Genomic DNA, 17,322 nt, shown 5'->3' with positions numbered 1-17,322 from the left:
TTAAGTGGTTAAATTATGCCCATCGATAACCAGTTGATTCAATCCCGCGAGTAGTGAGCCACCAAACGGTCAAAAAATTTACCTTTGAGGGTTAATTTGTTTATTCGCGTTTTTATATATTGTGGGATCATTTTATGTTGCTTTTAGAAAGCGAAAAATCAAGAGTAATAGAAATGGCTTGGGAGGATCGCACACCTTTTGAAGCGATAGAAGAACAATTTAGCCTAAATGAAACAGCAGTTATTAAATTTATGCGCCGTAGTTTAAAGCCCAGAAGCTTTAAACTGTGGCGTGAAAGAGTGAATGGGCGCTCAACTAAGCATGTAAAACTCCGCAGCAGCGACGTGACTAGAAGCCATTGCCCAACGCAATACAAGCAACGTTAGCCAAGCTGTGCACTTGGCCCTTAGGCTTTAATTAGTGCAGCTTGAAATAACAAAAATACTAGATAAGGCAGACACAATGACCACCAGAGCAATTCTATTTGGTTCTATAGGCACTCTTGTCGAAACATCAGAGCTTCAGCGGCTTGCATTTAATCAAGCTTTTTCTGAGGCCGGGCTAGACTGGAACTGGAGTGCTGATGCATATCAGCGCTTGCTAGCAAAGTCTGGAGGACGTGGGAGAATTCAGGACTTTGCAAAGCAACATGGCATTAAGGTGGATGCACAGCAGCTCCATCAGCGCAAAACTGAAATTTTTGATGCTATGATGACCAAAAAGGGCCTACTTTTGCGCCCAGGCGTAGCTGATGTAATCCACTATGCATTGGACAATAATGTGCTTTTGGCTTTTGTAACAAGCACATCTGAGGCCAATGTTGATGCTGTTTTTTCTGCTCTTGGGGATCAAGTTAAGCGCAATGACTTTAGCTTCGTGGGTAACGACTTAATGGTTTCTAAGGCCAAACCAAGCCCAGACATATACCACAAAGCGTTATCAGATCTCCACTTAAACTCACAAGACTGTATCGCTATAGAAGACACATCCGCTAGCATGAGTGCAGCTTTAGCTGCGGGTGTAAGGTGTGTTGGTTTCCCAGGTGCGTTTGCTGGAGACAATGACTTTACTGGTGCACTACTTGTCACAGAGACCCTGTCCCCCGAACAGTTAAGTACCTAGGGCGCCAGCATTGAATAGCTTGGGGCGATTAAGGAGCAGGTTATGCGAGTAGCGGTAAAAGACACCAGCCAGTACCCTTGGTTTATAAGGCCTTTCTTTTGGAAACAAAAAAGAAAATACGGTGTAGTACTTCAGCCAGGGTTAGTGTGGGCAAGGGTGCCTAAGTTATTTGCATCGGTAGCCATTTTGTATGGCGCTCTAGATCGAAAAAGCTCACCCGTCGACCCTGTCTTGCGCTCACTAGTAACGGTGCGAGTGTCACAGATCAATTGGTGTCACTTTTGCGTTGATATCAACGCCTCCACCTTAGCTAAGCGAGCAGGATCCTTGGAAAAAGCTGAGCAGGTTGCACAGTGGAAAGACAGCCAAATTTTTAGTGAGAAAGAGCGGGTAGTGCTTGAATATACTGAAGCGGTTACCTTTTCAGATCAGCAGGTAACAGAAGAGTTAATGCTGCAGTTAAAGGGCTTCTTTGATGATGATGGTGTGGTGGAATTGACTGGGCTTATTGCCTTCCAAAACTTATCAAGCAAGTTTAATAGCGCACTAGACGTTCCAGCACAGGGTTTTTGTAAATTGCCGTTTGATCCCACCAACGACAGCCAAGTATAGCCGTGCCAGTGAGCTATGCCACTGGAGGTGTGTTGAACATAGTGCCTACAATAAAGTTTGGTCCAAAGGTCATATGTTTCCTCATGAAACAGCTCAGGCTAGTATTGACTTAAAAGCCAAAGTGCTTTTCCTGATACATTGGTCTAAATTTGACGTATCAATACATGATTGGGACGAACCCACCATTCGTATCATTAAAGAAGCAGATAAACGAGCCATTAATATTGCAACACCTCGCAAGCCGAAACCCTTGCTTATAGCCCAAGCCACTAGCTACAATAGCGATTAGACATCTTCTATATCACTGTTTACAGGAACACCCATGAGCAAAACCACTGAGACCACAACTAACCAACAATGGGGAGGCCGTTTTAGTGAGCCTACCGATGCCTTTGTGGCCCGCTTTACTGCGTCTGTGGATTTTGATCAGCGGATGTACCGCCAAGATATTCAAGGTTCTGTAGCACACGCCAAAATGTTGTGCCATGTGGGGGTGTTAAGTGCTGATGAACGGGATGACATTTTACGTGGGTTAGAAGAAATTCGTATTGAAATAGAACGGGGAAACTTTACTTGGTCTGTGGCCCTAGAGGACGTTCATATGAACATTGAAGCAGCCCTTACAGCAAAAATTGGCATGGCCGGTAAAAAGCTACATACTGGGCGCTCTAGGAATGATCAGGTGGCAACAGACATACGCCTGTACTTGCGCGACGAAATAGACCTCATTTTAAATGAAATTAGCCGTTTACAGATGGGATTTATCACTCAAGCCAAGGCTGAGAACGCCACTATTATGCCAGGTTTCACTCACCTTCAAACGGCACAACCTGTCACTTTTGGCCACCATATTCTGGCTTGGAATGAAATGCTACAGCGCGACTACGAGCGCTTACAAGATCTGCGCAAACGCCTTAACATTTCTCCTTTAGGTGCTGCAGCTCTGGCCGGTACCAGTTACCCTATTGACCGGCACATGACCAGTAAGTTACTCGGTTTCGATCGGCCCTCAGAGAATTCTTTAGACTCAGTCAGCGACCGTGACTTTGCTATTGAGTTTTGCGCTGCTGCAAGCCTAATTTTAATGCACTTGTCTCGCGCCTCAGAAGAACTCATATTGTGGACGTCCATACAGTTCGACTTTATTGACCTGCCTGACCGCTTTTGCACTGGCTCGTCGATTATGCCACAAAAGAAAAACCCCGATGTGCCAGAGCTTGTGCGCGGTAAAACTGGCCGTGTAAACGGTCATCTAATTTGCCTATTAACGTTGATGAAAGGCCAGCCTCTAACTTACAACAAAGACAACCAAGAGGACAAAGAACCCCTATTTGACACGATTGACACGGTAAAAGGATGCCTAAGAGCCTATGCAGACATGGTGCCAGCTTTGGTGCCTAAGCGTGATCAAATGCGCGCAGCCGCACTAAAAGGCTTTGCCACTGCCACAGATTTGGCAGATTACTTGGTGGGTAAAGGCTTAGCCTTTCGTGATGCACACGAAGTAGTCGGTAAATCAGTAGCCTATGGTATTGCCACCGGCAAAGACTTAAGCGAAATGAGCTTGTCTGAATTACAAGGATTTAGTGACTTAATCACTGGTAACGTCTTCGATGTGCTCACTTTGGAAGGCTCAGTCAGTGCCAGAGACCACATAGGTGGCACGGCACCAAAGCAAGTATTGGCAGCAGCGCAAAGGGCCTTTGAATTAGTCTCTGAACGCTAGTCTAGTAGCTGATCTAACACACTGCAGTCTAGAGTCTCATCAGCCTGCTGCTGCAGTGCTAGGGTTAAACACTGGCCAAACGTTTGCTCGTGGTCTGTAGTTAACAACCAGATGTTTTGTACTCGCTCAAAGTGCAACCCCCCAGCCAAACAAGCCAACCAAATTTGTTGCAACGGGGGCTGTCGACTCAATATTACCTGGCTTCTGTTCTCGCAGGTGATCGTCAATAAACCACTGCTGTTGACAAAATCTATGTCACTTTGGGCTTCATCTAATATTTCTTCCACCTGCAAAAACAAGTTATCTACTCGCTCATGGAACAGTGCTTCACTCATAATATTCTCTTAGGCTGGGGATGTAGGGTAAATATGCCCCCAAAGTATAGCATTGCTTTCGTCTTAGCTAGTGCGCAAACTAGAATCAAGGGTATAATCTTTAGCATATTACAGCTATGTTAACTGAGAGCGTTATTACGTGAAAAAATTTATGTGTATGCTTACACTAAGCTTGGCAATAGCCAGTTGCGGCCAAGCGGGTAGCTTGTATATTCCTGACACTGTGCAATCTGATGCGCAAACTAGCAATTATTGAGTTTAAGAATGGATAATTTTGAATACCGCGGCGAAAAACTACACGCCGAAGACCTTGACCTAAACCAGATTGCAGAACAGTTTGGCACCCCTACTTATGTGTATTCTAGAGATACGTTAGAACGCAATTATGTGGCCTATAGCCAAGCCCTTGAAGGTTGTGAGCATTTAGTTTGTTACGCAGTAAAAGCCAATAGTAACATTGCTGTATTAAATGTTTTAGCTCAGCTTGGTGCCGGTTTTGATATTGTTTCTGTGGGTGAGCTAGAGCGTGTTCTTGTTGCTGGTGCAGATCCTAAGCGCATTGTGTTTTCAGGTGTTGGCAAGCAAACCCACGAGATGCAACGCGCCTTAGAAGTAGGTGTGCACTGCTTCAATGTAGAATCTGAAGCCGAATTAGAGCGCTTACAAAGTGTGGCTGCAGGGATGAACTGTATTGCCCCTGTGTCGCTGCGCATTAACCCTGACGTAGATGCTAAAACCCACCCTTATATTTCCACCGGCTTAAAGGAAAATAAGTTTGGCATTGGCATTGATCAGGCCCCTGCTGCTTATGCTCAAGCCGCCGCCATGACCCATATCAAGGTAATTGGTGTGGATTGCCACATCGGCTCTCAGCTCACTTCTATTGATCCTTACCTTGATGCTATGGATCGCTTGTTTGGGTTAATTGATACCATTACAGCACAGGGCATCGCTATTGAGCACTTAGATTTAGGCGGTGGTTTAGGCGTGTGTTATGGCGATGAAGAACCCCCAGCTATAGCTGATTTTATGGCCCGAGTGCGAGCCCATCTTGGTGATCGCAAATTGGCCCTAGTATTTGAACCCGGGCGCTCTATCTGTGCAGATGCTGGCATTTTACTTACCCGTGTAGAATACATCAAGAATAACCAAGACAAGTATTTCGCTATTGTTGACGCCGCGATGAATGACCTTATTCGCCCAGCCCTTTACAGCGCCTGGCAGGACATTATTCCGGTTAACTTGCACTCTAATTCGCAGGCGCATAACTTTGACATTGTTGGCCCCATTTGTGAAACCAGTGATTTTTTAGGTAAAGACCGTAACCTTGCTATTGAAGCTAATGACCTACTCGCTGTGTGCAGCTCTGGTGCCTACGGTTTTGCGATGGCATCAAATTACAACAGCCGCAATCGCGCTGCGGAAGTGATGGTTGATGGTGACAAGTCTCATCTTATTGGTGAGCGTGAAGAGTTATCACAGCAGTGGGCACGAGAGCACTTGCTGCCAAAAAGTTAAGGGAAAGGTTTAGAATGCTATTACGCTTTGCCAAAATGCATGGTCTAGGTAACGACTTTATGGTGGTTGACCTAATCAGTCAGCGGGTGCATTTATCCGCTGACCAAATTCGCTGCCTAGGTGACCGAAATACTGGCGTGGGTTTTGACCAGTTGTTGCTTGTAGAAACGCCACAATCTCCAGACGTGGACTTTCGTTATCGTATTTTTAACTCTGATGGAACCGAAGTAGAGCACTGTGGCAACGGTGCGCGCTGTTTTGCAAGGTTTGTACACGATCAACGCTTAACAGGAAAGCGCGACATTGCGGTGCAAACTAGCAATGGGCGTATGGGGCTAAAAATGCTTAAAGATCATTGGGTAGAGGTCGATATGGGTGAGCCTGTTCTACTACCAAGCCAAGTGCCTTTTGACGCTCCTGCGCAAGCGCCTAGCTATAGGTTGGAACATAACGGCCAAAGCTATACTATTGGGGTAGTCTCTATGGGTAATCCTCACGCAGTTATAGTAGTGGACGATGTAGCGGCTGCGCCAGTGGTTGAATTAGGAACTAAGCTAGAACAACATCCCCGTTTTCCCAATAAAGCTAATATTGGCTTTATGCAAATTATTAACCGTAACACTATTAAACTGCGCGTTTTTGAGCGTGGTGTTGGTGAAACCAAAGCCTGTGGAACTGGCGCTTGTGCGGCAGTTGTGGCCGGCCAACAGCAAGGCTTGCTAGACACGAATGTCACTGCCCAACTCACCGGTGGGGACCTAACAATAGATTGGCAAGGCCCAGGCCACCACCTGTTGATGAACGGGCCCACCACCCATGTGTATGAAGGTCAAATTAAGCTATGAGTAAAATTAAGTCTAATACCGTTGCTACTAAAGATGAGCCTCTAAATGCTGATGCTGTAGCCAGCTATTTGCGCCAAAATCCAGATTTTTTCAACCAATACTCATCTCTGCTGGCCGACATAGAGCTGGCACACGATTGTGGCCAAGCAACCTCACTGATTGAGCGCCAAACTCAAGTTATGCGTCAGAAGATAAAACACAACGCAGACAGGATGTCAGATATTTTAACCACGGCGCGGCGCAACGATGTGCAGTTTGAAAAAACCAAACGTTTGGTCATAGAACTTGCTGCCGCTGCTAACCTCAATGATCTCACAGAAGCCTTAAAGCAGAGTTTCTTAGGAGAATTCGATGCAGATGCTGTGCATTTAGCAATTTTCTCTGGCCTCAATGTCACTGACACTCACCCCTGCTTGAGCAGTGCTGAGCATCCAGAAGAAAATACTTATAACGCCGAAATTAAAGCCCTTGCCTCTAGTAAATGGGCCTATTGCCAGGGCTTTAAAGTTACCTCTATGAGCCACCTCTTCCTTGACCATAGCAAACTAAAATCTAGCGCCATTGTCCCACTATACCTAGCTGACCAGCCTTTAGGCGTGCTCATTATTGCCAGTAACTGTGCTGATCATTATAGCGACCAACTAGACACCTTGTTTCTCAACCACGTGGCCGCGGTTACAGGCCGTTGCCTAGGGCGTATTCAGGTCTAATATGGCACATCCAAACGCGCCCCTTAACCAAGTAGTTCAGCAGTACCTAGACTACTTGGCTTATAACAAGCGCTATTCACCCCATACAATTAATGCATACGCAAGGGATATGCAGCGTTTAATAGAAACCCTTGAAGACCAAGGTCATCGCACTTGGGCAGACGCCCAAGCAGATACGATACGTGATGCTATGGTTACAGCTAGGAAGACTCACTTAGCGCCTAAGAGTATCCAGCGTATACTTTCTAGTTGGCGTAGCTTTTTCACCTATTTACTACAACAAAACTTGGTCAAGCTTAACCCTGTAAATGGTATTCGTGCACCCAAGTCACCGCGCAAACTACCCAACAGCCTAGACCCAGATCAAATCAGCCAAGTCCTCAATGCCACCATTGCGTCAGATGACCCTATGGCTATGCGAGACAAAGCCATGTTGGAGCTCACATACTCCTGTGGCTTGCGTCTGGCAGAACTTGCTAGCCTTAATGTTTTTGATATTGACCTAACTGATGCTAGCTTAATCGTTACAGGCAAGGGTAATAAAACCCGTCAATTACCTATTGGCCGTCAGGCTATTGTGGCCCTTAAATTGTGGCTACAGCAACGTGGGCAATTAAAGTGCTACGATGCAAATGCATTATTTATTAACCACCGAGGTCAGCGAATGGGCCTGCGTGGTATTCAAATGCGCATGGCCAATATGGCAGCGGCCCATGGCCAACACATACACCCCCATATGTTGCGCCATTCTTTTGCCAGCCACCTACTGCAATCCAGTGGAGACCTAAGGGCAGTGCAAGAATTACTTGGCCACAGCAACATTAGCACCACCCAAGTATATACCCATTTGGATTATCAACATTTAGCCAAGGTATATGATAAAGCCCATCCTAGGGCGCAAGAGAAGACCCCGCTCAAAGAGAAACCTAACCATGATTAACGTGATTACCTTTGATTTAGACGATACCTTATGGGCTATAGCGCCTGTTATTGAGAAAGCCAACCAGCGCATGCTGGAGTGGATGAATGACCATACCCCTAAATTTAGCCAAGTTTATGATCACCATGGCATTAACCAGCTAAGAGACGAAGTGATTGCGGACAACCCTCATCTACAGCATGACTTAAGCCAAATTCGGGTCACGCTGATCCGTTTAGGGCTATCACGCTGTGGTTATGATACTGCTGATGCGTTAGCCCAACAGGCTTTTGATGTGTATTTTGCTGGCCGTAATGATGTTGAGCTATTTGCCGGTGCTCAAACGCAGCTCAGCTCGCTTAAACAAAATTACCAAATAGGTGCGCTCACCAATGGCAACGCCGATTTGGCGCAGGTCGGCATAGATCACTTATTTGATTTCTATTTTAACTCCGCACAACTTGGCGTCAGTAAGCCTCACCCAGATTTTTTTGCTCGGGCACTGACACATACTGGCTTCACAGCTGAAGCTTTTATTCATATTGGAGACCACCCAGAGCATGATATTGCAGGTGCTCAAGCCTGCGGCATGCGCACGATCTGGATGAACCCAGAAGACAGACCATGGCCTGTTGGGCAACCTAGGGCGTGTGACGAGATTCAACACCTTGACCAGCTTGGTGCGGCAGTGGACAATATTAATGGCCACTGAACACGCCTTCGCACCTTATGTGCGTGCACTGGGGAAGGGCAAGCGCGGAAGCCGCTCCCTGAGCCAAGATGAAGCCCGTGATGCCATGAGCATGATTTTGCACCAACAAGTAGAGCCAGAGCAGCTGGGCGCGTTCTTAATGCTGTTGCGCTTAAAGGAAGAGACCCCGGGTGAGCTTGCTGGATTTGTAGAAGCCGTCCGTCATTTTCACAATTATTCTCCAGCGCAGGTGTCTGGTGTTCAGGTGGATATTGATTGGTCCAGCTATGCTGGTAAAAAACGGCATTTGCCATGGTTCTTGCTGTCGGCACTCACCTTAGCTGGCCAAGGCATTAAAGTGTTTATGCATGGCGCCAAAGGCCATACTCAAGGACGCATTTATAGCGAAGACGTACTGCAGCAATTGGGTTTACCTGTGGCTCAGAATTGGGCTCAAGTTGAAACCCAATTACGTAGCAAAAATTTTAGCTTTATGAGTTTACAACACTTGAGCCCAGCCCTAGACCAACTTATTGGCCTACGCGCTATTTTTGGTTTACGTTCACCAGTGCATACTTTAACTCGGTTGTTAAACCCATTGGCTGCGAAGCATACGATTGATGGTGTATTTCATCCTGCATACGGCCCACTGCATCAACAAACAGCCATGTTGTTAAAGCACCCCCGCAGTTTAACTATCCGGGGTGACGGTGGTGAAGCTGAAGTGCGCCCTGATAGTGAATGTGAATTACAATGGGTGGATGAACAAACGAGTAGCAGCCAGATATGGCAACGACACCTTAACAAGCGAGATACTCAGGAGCAGCTACTAGACCCGCGACGCTTGCGGTTACTTTGGAAAGATGATCAAAAAGACACCTATGGTGAAGCTGCAGTTATTAGTACTTTAGCCAGTTGCTTGGTACTTTTAGGCAAAGCAACAGAGCAACAAGGGGCCACTTTACTGGCCACACAATGGTGGCAAAGTAGGGATCGCGACCTTATGTAATATAGTTATATTAAAATAGTTTTTTATAACTATTTAATTTTAGTTGTATCGTATATATAATTCATTTAGTATTCCGCTGTTTTAAGGCTAACAGTTCTGGGCAGGGGGTAAAAAAAGGTGCTATTGGCATGAATAAAGCAATTTATCCAGGAACGTTTGATCCGGTAACACATGGTCACGTTGACCTCATTCAGCGGGCATCAAAACTGTTTGAAGAGGTGGTTGTTGCGGTGGCGGAAAGCCCAACAAAACGACCTATGCTGGACCTAGAGAAGCGCGTAGAGTTGACACGGATCATCACAGAGCCTCTGGGAAATGTGACTGTTATTGGTTTTTCTGGCCTATTGACGGAACTGCTAACACAGCAAGGAGCAAATATTATTCTGCGAGGCTTGCGAGCCGTGTCAGATTTTGAGTACGAGTTTCAGTTAGCCAAGATGAATCGTGTGCTGGCGCCTGATGTAGAAAGTATGTTTTTAACCCCTGCGGAGAAACACTCTTTCATTTCATCAACTCTAGTGCGAGAAATTGCCTCATTAGGGGGTGATGTGTCACAGTTTGTCCACCCACTAGTGGCTGAAGAGCTCAAGCAGCATTTGAGCAAGTTAAGAAATTAAGCATTGCCAACAGATTTAACAAGATCAAGTGGCGTATAAATAGGAAGAGTAACATGTCTTTAATTATTACCGACGACTGCATCAACTGTGATGTGTGTGAACCGGAATGCCCTAATGAGGCGATCTCGCCAGGGGAAGAAATCTACGAAATCGACATGAATAAGTGCACTGAGTGCGTAGGCCATTATGATGAGCCACAGTGTGTAGAAGTTTGCCCAGTAGATTGTATTCCTCTTGATCCTGACAACGTTGAGACTCAGGATCAACTCATGGACAAATACATCCAGCTAACTGCAGCCTAATTGTGCCAGGCGTTGCTCATGTCAAGGAGACTAACGCTGGCAGCGCTTACAGTATACTGTACTGCGCTGCCCTATTCGGCTTTCTGTTAAGGCCTGATCACAATTGACACACGCCTGACCTGCTCTGCCATACACTTGTAACTGTTGCTTGAAGTAACCTGGCTTACCTTCACTGTCTACAAAATCTCTTAACGTGGTGCCACCCTGCTCTATTGCCGCTGAAAGCACTTGTTTGCAACTTTTTACAAGCTTTCCTAAACGGGCAGCTGAGATTCTTCCTGCTTGCCTATGTGGATGAATCCCAGCCATAAATAGCGCTTCGTTAGCGTATATATTTCCCACTCCAACCACTTGCTTAGCATCCATTATCACACTCTTAATCGCTTGTTTTTTGCCTTTAGACACCCGCAGCAAATGCACAATGTCAAATTCATCTGACAGTGGTTCAGGCCCTAAACTGGCTAATAAGGGGTGCTCCATTACTGGGTTGTCTTGCCATAAAACACAACCAAATCGGCGCGGATCTCTGTACCTGAGGGTCACTTCTGAAAATACCAGGTCGACGTGATCATGGTATGCTGGTGGTTCTTTATGAGCCACAATCCGCATACTACCTGTCATACCAAGGTGCCCTATAATGGCACCATGATCAAACTCAAACAGTAGGTATTTGCCTCGCCGCACTACTTGGCGTAAGCATTTACCCTCTACTTTACCCGCTAGATCAATGGGCACTGGCCAACGCAAACGGGGATCTCTAATAACGACATGTTGTAAAATTTGACCCTGAATATGTGGCACAATGCCCGCTCTTGTAGTTTCTACTTCTGGCAACTCTGGCATCAATAATTCTCAAATATTTATTTAATACTCACTGGCGCCTATGAAGCCACGAAACATGCATTATTTCAATGGCCTAGAACAGCATTTTTATTCACTCTTGTTGACAGTACTTATGAAAAGGTTAAGGTAGGTGTATATCGACAGCCTGTTTTGTGAGAAAAATATATGCTTCAATCCGTAAAAGTGACAGATTACATGACCCGTCAGCTCATCACATTTTATGCTGACACCCCGTTATTTCAAGCCATTAAAGTTTTTTCTGAGCACCCAGTGTCTGGTGCTCCAGTCGTTGATGAAGCGGGCTATTTAGTGGGTGTGATGTCTGAAGTAGATTGCCTTAGAGGCATTTTGAATAAAACTTACCACAAGGAAGAGGTCGGTGGCACTGTAGGTGAATTTATGACTACCAAAGTTGACACGGTCGATGGCAATACCGACATCATTGCTGTTGCAGAGCAATTTATTCAGCGTGGTCGGCGCCGTATACCGGTAGTCGAAGAAGGTAAGCTAATTGGCCAGGTTAGCCGCAAAGATATCCTTAGGGCTGTGCATGATTTCATTTGCAAGGAACGCCATTAAGCTAATGAGATGTTGGTTTCATTTATGCTAAAGTAGCACGCTAACTTTCGTTTTAATCATTGGTTATATCTCCCTATGAGCCGCCTCACTAACAAACATATTATCCTCGCCATCACCGGCGGCATAGCGGCCTATAAAAGTGCAGAGCTAGTGCGGCTGCTAATAAAGGCAGGCGCTCAGGTTGAAGTCGTGATGACATCTGGTGCCACAGCGTTTATTACCCCACTCACTCTGCAAGCCCTTTCTGGCAACCCTGTTCATCAGCACCTGCTTAACCCTAAAGCCGAAGCCGGCATGGGGCACATACAACTGGCCCGATGGGCAGACTTATTGCTCATTGCACCAGCCAGCGCCAACGTTATGGCGCGCTTAGCCCAAGGTCAGGCAGACGATTTGCTTACAACCCTTTGTTTGGCAACCGATGCACCTGTGCTTTTGGCACCGGCGATGAACCAAGCCATGTGGCGAGACCCAGCCACGCAAAGCAACCTAACGACACTGCTAGCAAGGGGCATACAAATACACGGCCCCGCAGAAGGCGAACAAGCTTGCGGTGACACTGGCGCTGGTCGAATGTTGGAGCCAAGCGAGCTGTTAACCACCGTTAAAGCACAGTTCGACCAAGGCCTGCTAGCGGGTAAAACTCTAGTGATTACTGCAGGGCCCACCAGAGAAGCAATAGATCCAGTGCGATACATCAGCAACCATAGTTCAGGCAAGATGGGCTACGCTTTGGCTCAGGCTGCAAGGGACCAAGGTGCAACGGTTACCCTTATTAGTGGCCCTACTCATCTAGCAAAGCCAGATGACATTAAATTTGTTGCCGTTGAAAGCGCCCAAGACATGCTTGAGGCAAGCCTTAACGTAGGCCATAGTGCAGATTACTTTATAGCTGCAGCCGCAGTAGCTGATTATCGCCCTATTATAGCGTCACAAGAAAAGCTGAAGAAGCTTAATGCAGATGACAGGCTCTCATTAGACCTGGTACAAAACCCAGATATATTAGCTACTATGGCTAAACAACACCCCCAAACCATCTGCATTGGTTTTGCTGCAGAGACAGAAAACTTAATTCTTAATGGGCAAACTAAACTGGGCCGCAAGGGTGTGCATATGATCATTGCCAATGACGTTTCCAATACTGACATTGGCTTTAATAGCGATAATAACCAGGTCAGTTTAATCACTTCTAATGGTGTAGAAGAATTACCCTTATTATCCAAACAACAATTGGCTCGCCGACTCATCGTGGCCATAACCAACACCTCTCACAAGGCATAAACCACATGACCCAACGTCCACAATTAGCTGTAAAAATACTCGACCCACGGGTGGGCCAAGAGATTCCGTTACCTACTTATGCTACAGCTGGCTCTGCCGGCATGGATCTGCGCGCCTGTATTGATCATGCCATTACCCTAAACCCTGGCCAAACAGAGTTAATCCCTACGGGAATGGCAATTCACATTGAAGATCCAAACCTGTGTGCTATGTTACTGCCTAGGTCTGGCCTTGGTCATAAACATGGCGTAGTTTTGGGTAATTTGGTAGGCCTTATAGATTCAGACTACCAGGGCCAACTCATGGTGTCCTGCTGGAATCGAGGCGGCACTCCATTTATAATTGAGCCATCAGAGCGCATCGCTCAAATGGTGCTTGTGCCCGTGGTTCAAGCCGAGCTCACCATTGTTGATGATTTTGATGCCAGCCTTCGAGGCGTCGGTGGTTTTGGGCATTCTGGTCGTCAATAGAACCTTCACACACTGAATTATAGGATATTACCCGCATGGATCGCCTTCGCTACCAACCCCCCCTTCCACTAGCCAATGAAATTTTTCGGGCATACGACATCCGAGGCATTGTCGACAAACAGCTCAGTGAAGCCATGCTCTACCATATTGGCTTGGCCGTAGGCACCCAGGTGATACGCAATGGCGAATACAGTATCGCTGTTGGTGCTGATGGCAGATTATCTAGCCCAAGGTTAGGCCAAGCGTTAATGGCTGGTTTATCTGACACTGGCTGCCACGTGCTGCATTTAGGCGCTGTGCCTACGCCAGTATTGTACTTTGGAGTTAAAACCTTAGACACCAAATCTGGCATTATGCTTACGGGTAGCCATAACCCTTCTAATTATAATGGTTGTAAAATTGTCATTGGTGGCCAAACTTTAGCTAACGAAAGCATTATAGCGTTGCGAGACCTTATTGACCTACAAGACTACGAGCGTGGTGTGGGCAACATTGAAGACCATGTGATCGATCAGACCTATCAGGATCGAATTAGCCATGACATTAAGCTGGCTAAGCCCCTAAAAGTCGTACTAGATGCTGGCAATGGTATTGCTGGAGACATTGCACCAAAGCTATTTAAACAATTGGGCTGTGAGGTTATCGAATTATTCTGTGAAGTCGATGGCAACTTCCCTAACCATCATCCAGACCCTGGTAAACCGGCTAATTTGGTTGATTTACAAGCCGCCGTTGCAGAGCATAAAGCGGATATTGGCCTTGCCTTTGACGGTGATGGTGATCGTGTCGGGGTGATTACCGAGGCTGGACAGATGATTTATCCAGACAAGCTGCTTATGCTGTTTGCAGAAGATGTAATTAGCCGCAACCCTAATGCAGAGATTATTTATGATGTGAAGTGCACTCGTCTTTTAGAACCTTTTATCCAGAGTATGGGCGGTGTACCCACCATGTGGAAAACTGGGCATTCCCTAATTAAAAGTAAAATGATTGAAACAGGGGCTTTACTTGCAGGTGAAATGAGCGGTCACATTTTCTTTAAAGAACGCTGGTATGGATTTGATGATGGCATATACAGTGCTGTTCGCTTGTGCGAAATATTAGCCGACAGTTGTGAACCAGCAAGCGCTATATTCAAGCGTTTTCCAGAAGATTTCAGCACCCCAGAAATTAATATTAATGTTACTGAAGACGAAAAATTTGAGTTAGTAACACAGTTACAGCAGGCGCAATTCCCCGCGGGCAAAGTGTCTACCATTGATGGCATCCGTGTGGATTATAAAGATGGCTGGGGTTTAGTAAGAGCCTCTAACACCACCCCTGTTTTAGTGTTACGCTTTGAGGGCGAGAGCAAAGCTGCATTGCAACGTATTCAAGATGAATTCCAACGCCACTTACATGCCGTTGATGCCAAACTTACCGTGCCGGACTACCACCTATGACACTCGATCGCCAAGCTGCCATTAACGTAGCACAAGTATTAAGCGAAGCCTTGCCCTATATTCAACGCTTTACTGGCAAAACAATTGTGGTTAAGTTTGGTGGTAACGCCATGATTGACGACGACCTCAAGAACAGTTTTGCACGAGATATTGTGATGATGAAACTGGTGGGGATGAACCCTGTTGTTGTACATGGTGGAGGCCCACAAATTGGTGATCTACTCACCAAGCTCAACATAGATTCGCACTTTGTTAATGGTATGCGCGTCACAGATACCGCTACCATGAATGTGGTAGAAATGGTGCTTGGTGGTGCGGTTAATAAAGATATCGTTAACCTCATCAATCAAAATGGTGGCCAAGCGATCGGTTTAACAGGTAAGGATGGCAAACTTATACAAGCTAAACAATTAAGAGTGACTCACCAAACGCCAGAAATGTTGGCACCTGAGATTATTGATATTGGCCATGTCGGTGAAGTAAGTGCCATTAATACCGACGTGCTCGACATGTTGCGCAATAGTGACTTTATTCCTGTCATTGCCCCTATTGGGGTAGACGACGAGGGTAACTCATATAACATTAACGCCGACTTAGTAGCTGGTAAAGTCGCAGAAATCCTGCAAGCCGAAAAGCTTATGCTGCTGACCAATACTGCGGGGCTGTTAGATAAAGAAGGTCATTTATTAACTGGCTTATCAACTAATCAAGTTGATAAATTGATTGCCGATGGCACCATTTATGGTGGCATGTTACCTAAAATAGCTTGCGCGTTAGATGCCGTAAAAGGCGGAGTGAAGCGTGCCCATATTATTGACGGACGAGTGAATCATGCTACGCTATTGGAAATCTTTACTGATCAAGGTGTAGGCACCCTGATTACAGACACCACTGATAACACTAAAACACCTTAAAGAAGCCACAATAGCACTATGACTGAAGCTAAAATATCCCGTAAACAACAAATCTTACACGCCCTAATGGAAATGTTAGAAGATCCCAATATGCGTATCACCACAGCTGCTTTAGCTAAACGTGTAGGTGTGTCTGAGGCCGCTTTATATAGGCACTTCGCCAGTAAAGCGCAAATGTTTGATGCCCTAATTGAGTTTGTTGAGGACACTATTTTTAGTCGTGCAAAGATGATCCAGCAACAAGAACTAGGTGCTCTGGCTAAATGCCAGCAAATTCTTACGCTGCTACTTACCTTTGTAGAGCGCAATGCGGGCATCAGCCGAATATTGACAGGCGAAGCTCTAATAGGTGAGAACGAGCGATTAGGCAACCGAGTTAACCAGCTATTTGAAAAATTGGAGACTCAGCTTAAGCAAATTCTTAGAGAAGCAGAACTGCGTGAAAGCTTGCGAACTAAAGACACACCTACTAGCAGTGCCAACCTATTGATGGCCGTCGTAGAAGGTAGGATTCGCCAGTATAGCCGCACAAACTTTCGCCATAAGCCCACGGCCACTTGGGCAGATCAATGGTCTACTTTAAGCCAAAATCTCATGCGCTAGGATTTTACGCTGCGGGGGCACACTATGCCACGAGCACGCCAAAGTCTTCACGGTACCTAAGCATCGCCTCAACGTGTGCGTGATTGGCGCTATTTTCTTGCAAGTATTCCAGTACGTCATTAAAGCTAATAATACTGACCACTTTGATCGCGTAATCTCTCTCTACTTCCTGAATAGCTGACAGATCACCTTGGCCTTTTTCCATGCGGTCAATGGCAATCAGTGTGGCAGCAGGGGTGGCCTTATGAGCGTCGATGATGGCCATTACTTCTCGAATTGCCGTCCCTGCAGTAATGACATCATCAACAATAGCCACCCTCCCTCTGAGCTCAGCGCCCACTATAGAACCGCCTTCCCCATGGGCTTTAACTTCTTTACGGTTAAAGGCATAAGGCATATCAATACCATGATGCTCACTTAAAGCTACCACCATGGCAGTAGCCAGTGGAATGCCTTTATATGCTGGGCCTAAAATGACGTCACATTTAATGCCTGAGTCAACTAAAGCTTGGGCAAAGTATCGGCCCAATCGAGCCAGGGCAGAACCTGTGTTAAACAGGCCAAAGTTAAAATAGTAAGGGCTTAGACGACCAGATTTTAAGGTGAATTCACCAAAACGCAAAACGTCACGCTCAATGGCAAACTCTATAAATTCTCTTTGGTAGTCTTTCATAAGTTTCTCTAAGTTATTTGTCGCCAATTTACCTGTTGGTATTATACACCATGGCCTGAGGCGAAGGATGCCATTAGAGAGAGTAAATGTAAGTAAATCACCAGACATTTC

Annotated in this window: 22 protein-coding genes; 19 read left to right on the top strand and 3 right to left on the bottom strand. The window is 46.0% G+C overall.

Annotated elements, in window-relative coordinates:
* The first annotated feature begins 134 nt into the window (after positions 1-134).
* The 5 genes from ABXT60_RS00435 (at position 135) to argH (ending at position 3,460) form a co-directional block, all read left to right on the top strand.
* Positions 135-386 (top strand): TIGR03643 family protein, encoded by a 252-nt coding sequence (locus tag ABXT60_RS00435; protein ID WP_443630816.1) that lies wholly within the window; start codon positions 135-137, stop codon positions 384-386.
* A 76-nt stretch (positions 387-462) separates the two neighbouring features.
* The gene (locus ABXT60_RS00430; RefSeq protein ID WP_443630815.1) at positions 463-1,122 is read left to right on the top strand and encodes an HAD-IA family hydrolase; all 660 of its coding nucleotides are present in this window, start codon (positions 463-465) and stop codon (positions 1,120-1,122) included.
* Positions 1,123-1,164: 42 nt separating this feature from the next.
* Entirely contained in the window at positions 1,165-1,734 is a 570-nt protein-coding gene (locus tag ABXT60_RS00425) for a carboxymuconolactone decarboxylase family protein (protein ID WP_443630814.1), read from the top strand.
* 73 nt (positions 1,735-1,807) lie between these two features.
* Positions 1,808-2,023 (top strand): hypothetical protein, encoded by a 216-nt coding sequence (locus tag ABXT60_RS00420; RefSeq protein ID WP_443630813.1) that lies wholly within the window; start codon positions 1,808-1,810, stop codon positions 2,021-2,023.
* Positions 2,024-2,056: 33 nt separating this feature from the next.
* A complete protein-coding gene (gene argH / locus ABXT60_RS00415) occupies positions 2,057-3,460 on the top strand; it encodes an argininosuccinate lyase (RefSeq protein WP_443630812.1) in 1,404 nt (467 codons plus the stop codon).
* Here the strand turns inward: argH and cyaY are convergent.
* Positions 3,457-3,795, bottom strand: coding sequence for an iron donor protein CyaY (gene cyaY, locus ABXT60_RS00410; RefSeq protein ID WP_046484831.1), 339 nt, complete (start codon positions 3,793-3,795; stop codon positions 3,457-3,459). The genes argH and cyaY overlap by 4 nt on opposite strands.
* A 264-nt stretch (positions 3,796-4,059) precedes the next feature.
* Here cyaY and lysA point away from each other — a divergent pair, with 264 nt between their 5' ends.
* From lysA to ABXT60_RS00370, 8 genes are all read left to right on the top strand, one after another.
* Positions 4,060-5,313 (top strand): diaminopimelate decarboxylase, encoded by a 1,254-nt coding sequence (gene lysA, locus ABXT60_RS00405; protein ID WP_443630811.1) that lies wholly within the window; start codon positions 4,060-4,062, stop codon positions 5,311-5,313.
* A gap of 14 nt (positions 5,314-5,327) precedes the next feature.
* Positions 5,328-6,158 carry a diaminopimelate epimerase gene (gene dapF / locus ABXT60_RS00400; protein ID WP_443630810.1) on the top strand — a complete coding sequence of 277 codons (831 nt, stop codon included), beginning with the start codon at positions 5,328-5,330 and terminating at the stop codon, positions 6,156-6,158.
* Positions 6,155-6,868 carry a DUF484 family protein gene (locus ABXT60_RS00395; protein WP_443630809.1) on the top strand — a complete coding sequence of 238 codons (714 nt, stop codon included), beginning with the start codon at positions 6,155-6,157 and terminating at the stop codon, positions 6,866-6,868. The genes dapF and ABXT60_RS00395 overlap by 4 nt, the downstream gene beginning before the upstream one ends.
* A gap of 1 nt (position 6,869) precedes the next feature.
* Positions 6,870-7,808 (top strand): tyrosine recombinase XerC, encoded by a 939-nt coding sequence (gene xerC, locus ABXT60_RS00390; RefSeq protein WP_443630808.1) that lies wholly within the window; start codon positions 6,870-6,872, stop codon positions 7,806-7,808.
* Positions 7,801-8,499 (top strand): HAD family hydrolase, encoded by a 699-nt coding sequence (locus tag ABXT60_RS00385; protein ID WP_443630807.1) that lies wholly within the window; start codon positions 7,801-7,803, stop codon positions 8,497-8,499. Before xerC ends, ABXT60_RS00385 begins: the two co-directional genes overlap by 8 nt.
* The gene (locus tag ABXT60_RS00380) at positions 8,489-9,487 is read left to right on the top strand and encodes a glycosyl transferase family protein (RefSeq protein ID WP_443630806.1); all 999 of its coding nucleotides are present in this window, start codon (positions 8,489-8,491) and stop codon (positions 9,485-9,487) included. Before ABXT60_RS00385 ends, ABXT60_RS00380 begins: the two co-directional genes overlap by 11 nt.
* Before the next feature lie 128 nt (positions 9,488-9,615).
* Positions 9,616-10,104, top strand: a complete 489-nt coding sequence (gene coaD, locus ABXT60_RS00375; protein ID WP_443630805.1) for a pantetheine-phosphate adenylyltransferase — start codon at positions 9,616-9,618, stop codon at positions 10,102-10,104.
* A 53-nt stretch (positions 10,105-10,157) separates the two neighbouring features.
* Positions 10,158-10,406, top strand: coding sequence for a YfhL family 4Fe-4S dicluster ferredoxin (locus ABXT60_RS00370; protein WP_046484856.1), 249 nt, complete (start codon positions 10,158-10,160; stop codon positions 10,404-10,406).
* Positions 10,407-10,436: 30 nt separating this feature from the next.
* Here the strand turns inward: ABXT60_RS00370 and mutM are convergent, their stop codons facing one another.
* A complete protein-coding gene (gene mutM / locus ABXT60_RS00365) occupies positions 10,437-11,249 on the bottom strand; it encodes a bifunctional DNA-formamidopyrimidine glycosylase/DNA-(apurinic or apyrimidinic site) lyase (RefSeq protein ID WP_443630804.1) in 813 nt (270 codons plus the stop codon).
* A 165-nt stretch (positions 11,250-11,414) separates the two neighbouring features.
* On the opposite strand from mutM, the gene ABXT60_RS00360 reads away from it, so the two are divergent.
* From ABXT60_RS00360 to slmA, 6 genes are all read left to right on the top strand, one after another.
* Positions 11,415-11,828, top strand: a complete 414-nt coding sequence (locus ABXT60_RS00360; RefSeq protein WP_443630803.1) for a CBS domain-containing protein — start codon at positions 11,415-11,417, stop codon at positions 11,826-11,828.
* Positions 11,829-11,903: 75 nt separating this feature from the next.
* Positions 11,904-13,109 carry a bifunctional phosphopantothenoylcysteine decarboxylase/phosphopantothenate--cysteine ligase CoaBC gene (gene coaBC / locus ABXT60_RS00355; RefSeq protein WP_443630802.1) on the top strand — a complete coding sequence of 402 codons (1,206 nt, stop codon included), beginning with the start codon at positions 11,904-11,906 and terminating at the stop codon, positions 13,107-13,109.
* A 5-nt stretch (positions 13,110-13,114) separates the two neighbouring features.
* Positions 13,115-13,579, top strand: a complete 465-nt coding sequence (gene dut / locus ABXT60_RS00350; RefSeq protein ID WP_443630801.1) for a dUTP diphosphatase — start codon at positions 13,115-13,117, stop codon at positions 13,577-13,579.
* 35 nt (positions 13,580-13,614) lie between these two features.
* Positions 13,615-15,021 carry a phosphomannomutase/phosphoglucomutase gene (locus ABXT60_RS00345; RefSeq protein WP_443630800.1) on the top strand — a complete coding sequence of 469 codons (1,407 nt, stop codon included), beginning with the start codon at positions 13,615-13,617 and terminating at the stop codon, positions 15,019-15,021.
* On the top strand, positions 15,018-15,935 hold the full coding sequence (gene argB / locus ABXT60_RS00340; RefSeq protein WP_443630799.1) for an acetylglutamate kinase: 918 nt from the start codon (positions 15,018-15,020) through the stop codon (positions 15,933-15,935). Before ABXT60_RS00345 ends, argB begins: the two co-directional genes overlap by 4 nt.
* Positions 15,936-15,953: 18 nt before the next feature.
* Entirely contained in the window at positions 15,954-16,538 is a 585-nt protein-coding gene (gene slmA / locus ABXT60_RS00335) for a nucleoid occlusion factor SlmA (RefSeq protein ID WP_443630798.1), read from the top strand.
* 22 nt (positions 16,539-16,560) lie between these two features.
* On the opposite strand, the gene pyrE is transcribed toward slmA, so the two are convergent.
* On the bottom strand, positions 16,561-17,211 hold the full coding sequence (gene pyrE, locus ABXT60_RS00330) for an orotate phosphoribosyltransferase (RefSeq protein WP_443630797.1): 651 nt from the start codon (positions 17,209-17,211) through the stop codon (positions 16,561-16,563).
* Between the last annotated feature and the right edge of the window lie 111 nt (positions 17,212-17,322).

Source organism: Candidatus Njordibacter sp. Uisw_056 (assembly GCF_047730085.1).
In the GTDB taxonomy this organism is placed as follows: Bacteria; Pseudomonadota; Gammaproteobacteria; order Pseudomonadales; family Balneatricaceae; genus Njordibacter.
The sequence above is the reverse complement of the archived record's forward strand: the minus strand, read 5'-3'. Positions and strand labels throughout refer to the sequence as shown.

What these genes read in the sequence shown, in the direction of transcription:
- coaBC (WP_443630802.1), top strand. Translation starts at nt 11,904, where the DNA reads ATGAGCCGCCTCACTAACAAACATATTATCCTCGCCATCACCGGCGGC.
- mutM (WP_443630804.1), bottom strand. Translation starts at nt 11,249, where the DNA reads ATGCCAGAGTTGCCAGAAGTAGAAACTACAAGAGCGGGCATTGTGCCA.
- argH (WP_443630812.1), top strand. Translation starts at nt 2,057, where the DNA reads ATGAGCAAAACCACTGAGACCACAACTAACCAACAATGGGGAGGCCGT.
- ABXT60_RS00430 (WP_443630815.1), top strand. Translation starts at nt 463, where the DNA reads ATGACCACCAGAGCAATTCTATTTGGTTCTATAGGCACTCTTGTCGAA.
- lysA (WP_443630811.1), top strand. Translation starts at nt 4,060, where the DNA reads ATGGATAATTTTGAATACCGCGGCGAAAAACTACACGCCGAAGACCTT.
- ABXT60_RS00425 (WP_443630814.1), top strand. Translation starts at nt 1,165, where the DNA reads ATGCGAGTAGCGGTAAAAGACACCAGCCAGTACCCTTGGTTTATAAGG.
- cyaY (WP_046484831.1), bottom strand. Translation starts at nt 3,795, where the DNA reads ATGAGTGAAGCACTGTTCCATGAGCGAGTAGATAACTTGTTTTTGCAG.
- pyrE (WP_443630797.1), bottom strand. Translation starts at nt 17,211, where the DNA reads ATGAAAGACTACCAAAGAGAATTTATAGAGTTTGCCATTGAGCGTGAC.
- xerC (WP_443630808.1), top strand. Translation starts at nt 6,870, where the DNA reads ATGGCACATCCAAACGCGCCCCTTAACCAAGTAGTTCAGCAGTACCTA.
- argB (WP_443630799.1), top strand. Translation starts at nt 15,018, where the DNA reads ATGACACTCGATCGCCAAGCTGCCATTAACGTAGCACAAGTATTAAGC.
- ABXT60_RS00360 (WP_443630803.1), top strand. Translation starts at nt 11,415, where the DNA reads ATGCTTCAATCCGTAAAAGTGACAGATTACATGACCCGTCAGCTCATC.
- coaD (WP_443630805.1), top strand. Translation starts at nt 9,616, where the DNA reads ATGAATAAAGCAATTTATCCAGGAACGTTTGATCCGGTAACACATGGT.
- dapF (WP_443630810.1), top strand. Translation starts at nt 5,328, where the DNA reads ATGCTATTACGCTTTGCCAAAATGCATGGTCTAGGTAACGACTTTATG.
- ABXT60_RS00380 (WP_443630806.1), top strand. Translation starts at nt 8,489, where the DNA reads ATGGCCACTGAACACGCCTTCGCACCTTATGTGCGTGCACTGGGGAAG.
- ABXT60_RS00385 (WP_443630807.1), top strand. Translation starts at nt 7,801, where the DNA reads ATGATTAACGTGATTACCTTTGATTTAGACGATACCTTATGGGCTATA.
- ABXT60_RS00420 (WP_443630813.1), top strand. Translation starts at nt 1,808, where the DNA reads ATGTTTCCTCATGAAACAGCTCAGGCTAGTATTGACTTAAAAGCCAAA.
- dut (WP_443630801.1), top strand. Translation starts at nt 13,115, where the DNA reads ATGACCCAACGTCCACAATTAGCTGTAAAAATACTCGACCCACGGGTG.
- ABXT60_RS00370 (WP_046484856.1), top strand. Translation starts at nt 10,158, where the DNA reads ATGTCTTTAATTATTACCGACGACTGCATCAACTGTGATGTGTGTGAA.
- slmA (WP_443630798.1), top strand. Translation starts at nt 15,954, where the DNA reads ATGACTGAAGCTAAAATATCCCGTAAACAACAAATCTTACACGCCCTA.
- ABXT60_RS00435 (WP_443630816.1), top strand. Translation starts at nt 135, where the DNA reads ATGTTGCTTTTAGAAAGCGAAAAATCAAGAGTAATAGAAATGGCTTGG.
- ABXT60_RS00395 (WP_443630809.1), top strand. Translation starts at nt 6,155, where the DNA reads ATGAGTAAAATTAAGTCTAATACCGTTGCTACTAAAGATGAGCCTCTA.
- ABXT60_RS00345 (WP_443630800.1), top strand. Translation starts at nt 13,615, where the DNA reads ATGGATCGCCTTCGCTACCAACCCCCCCTTCCACTAGCCAATGAAATT.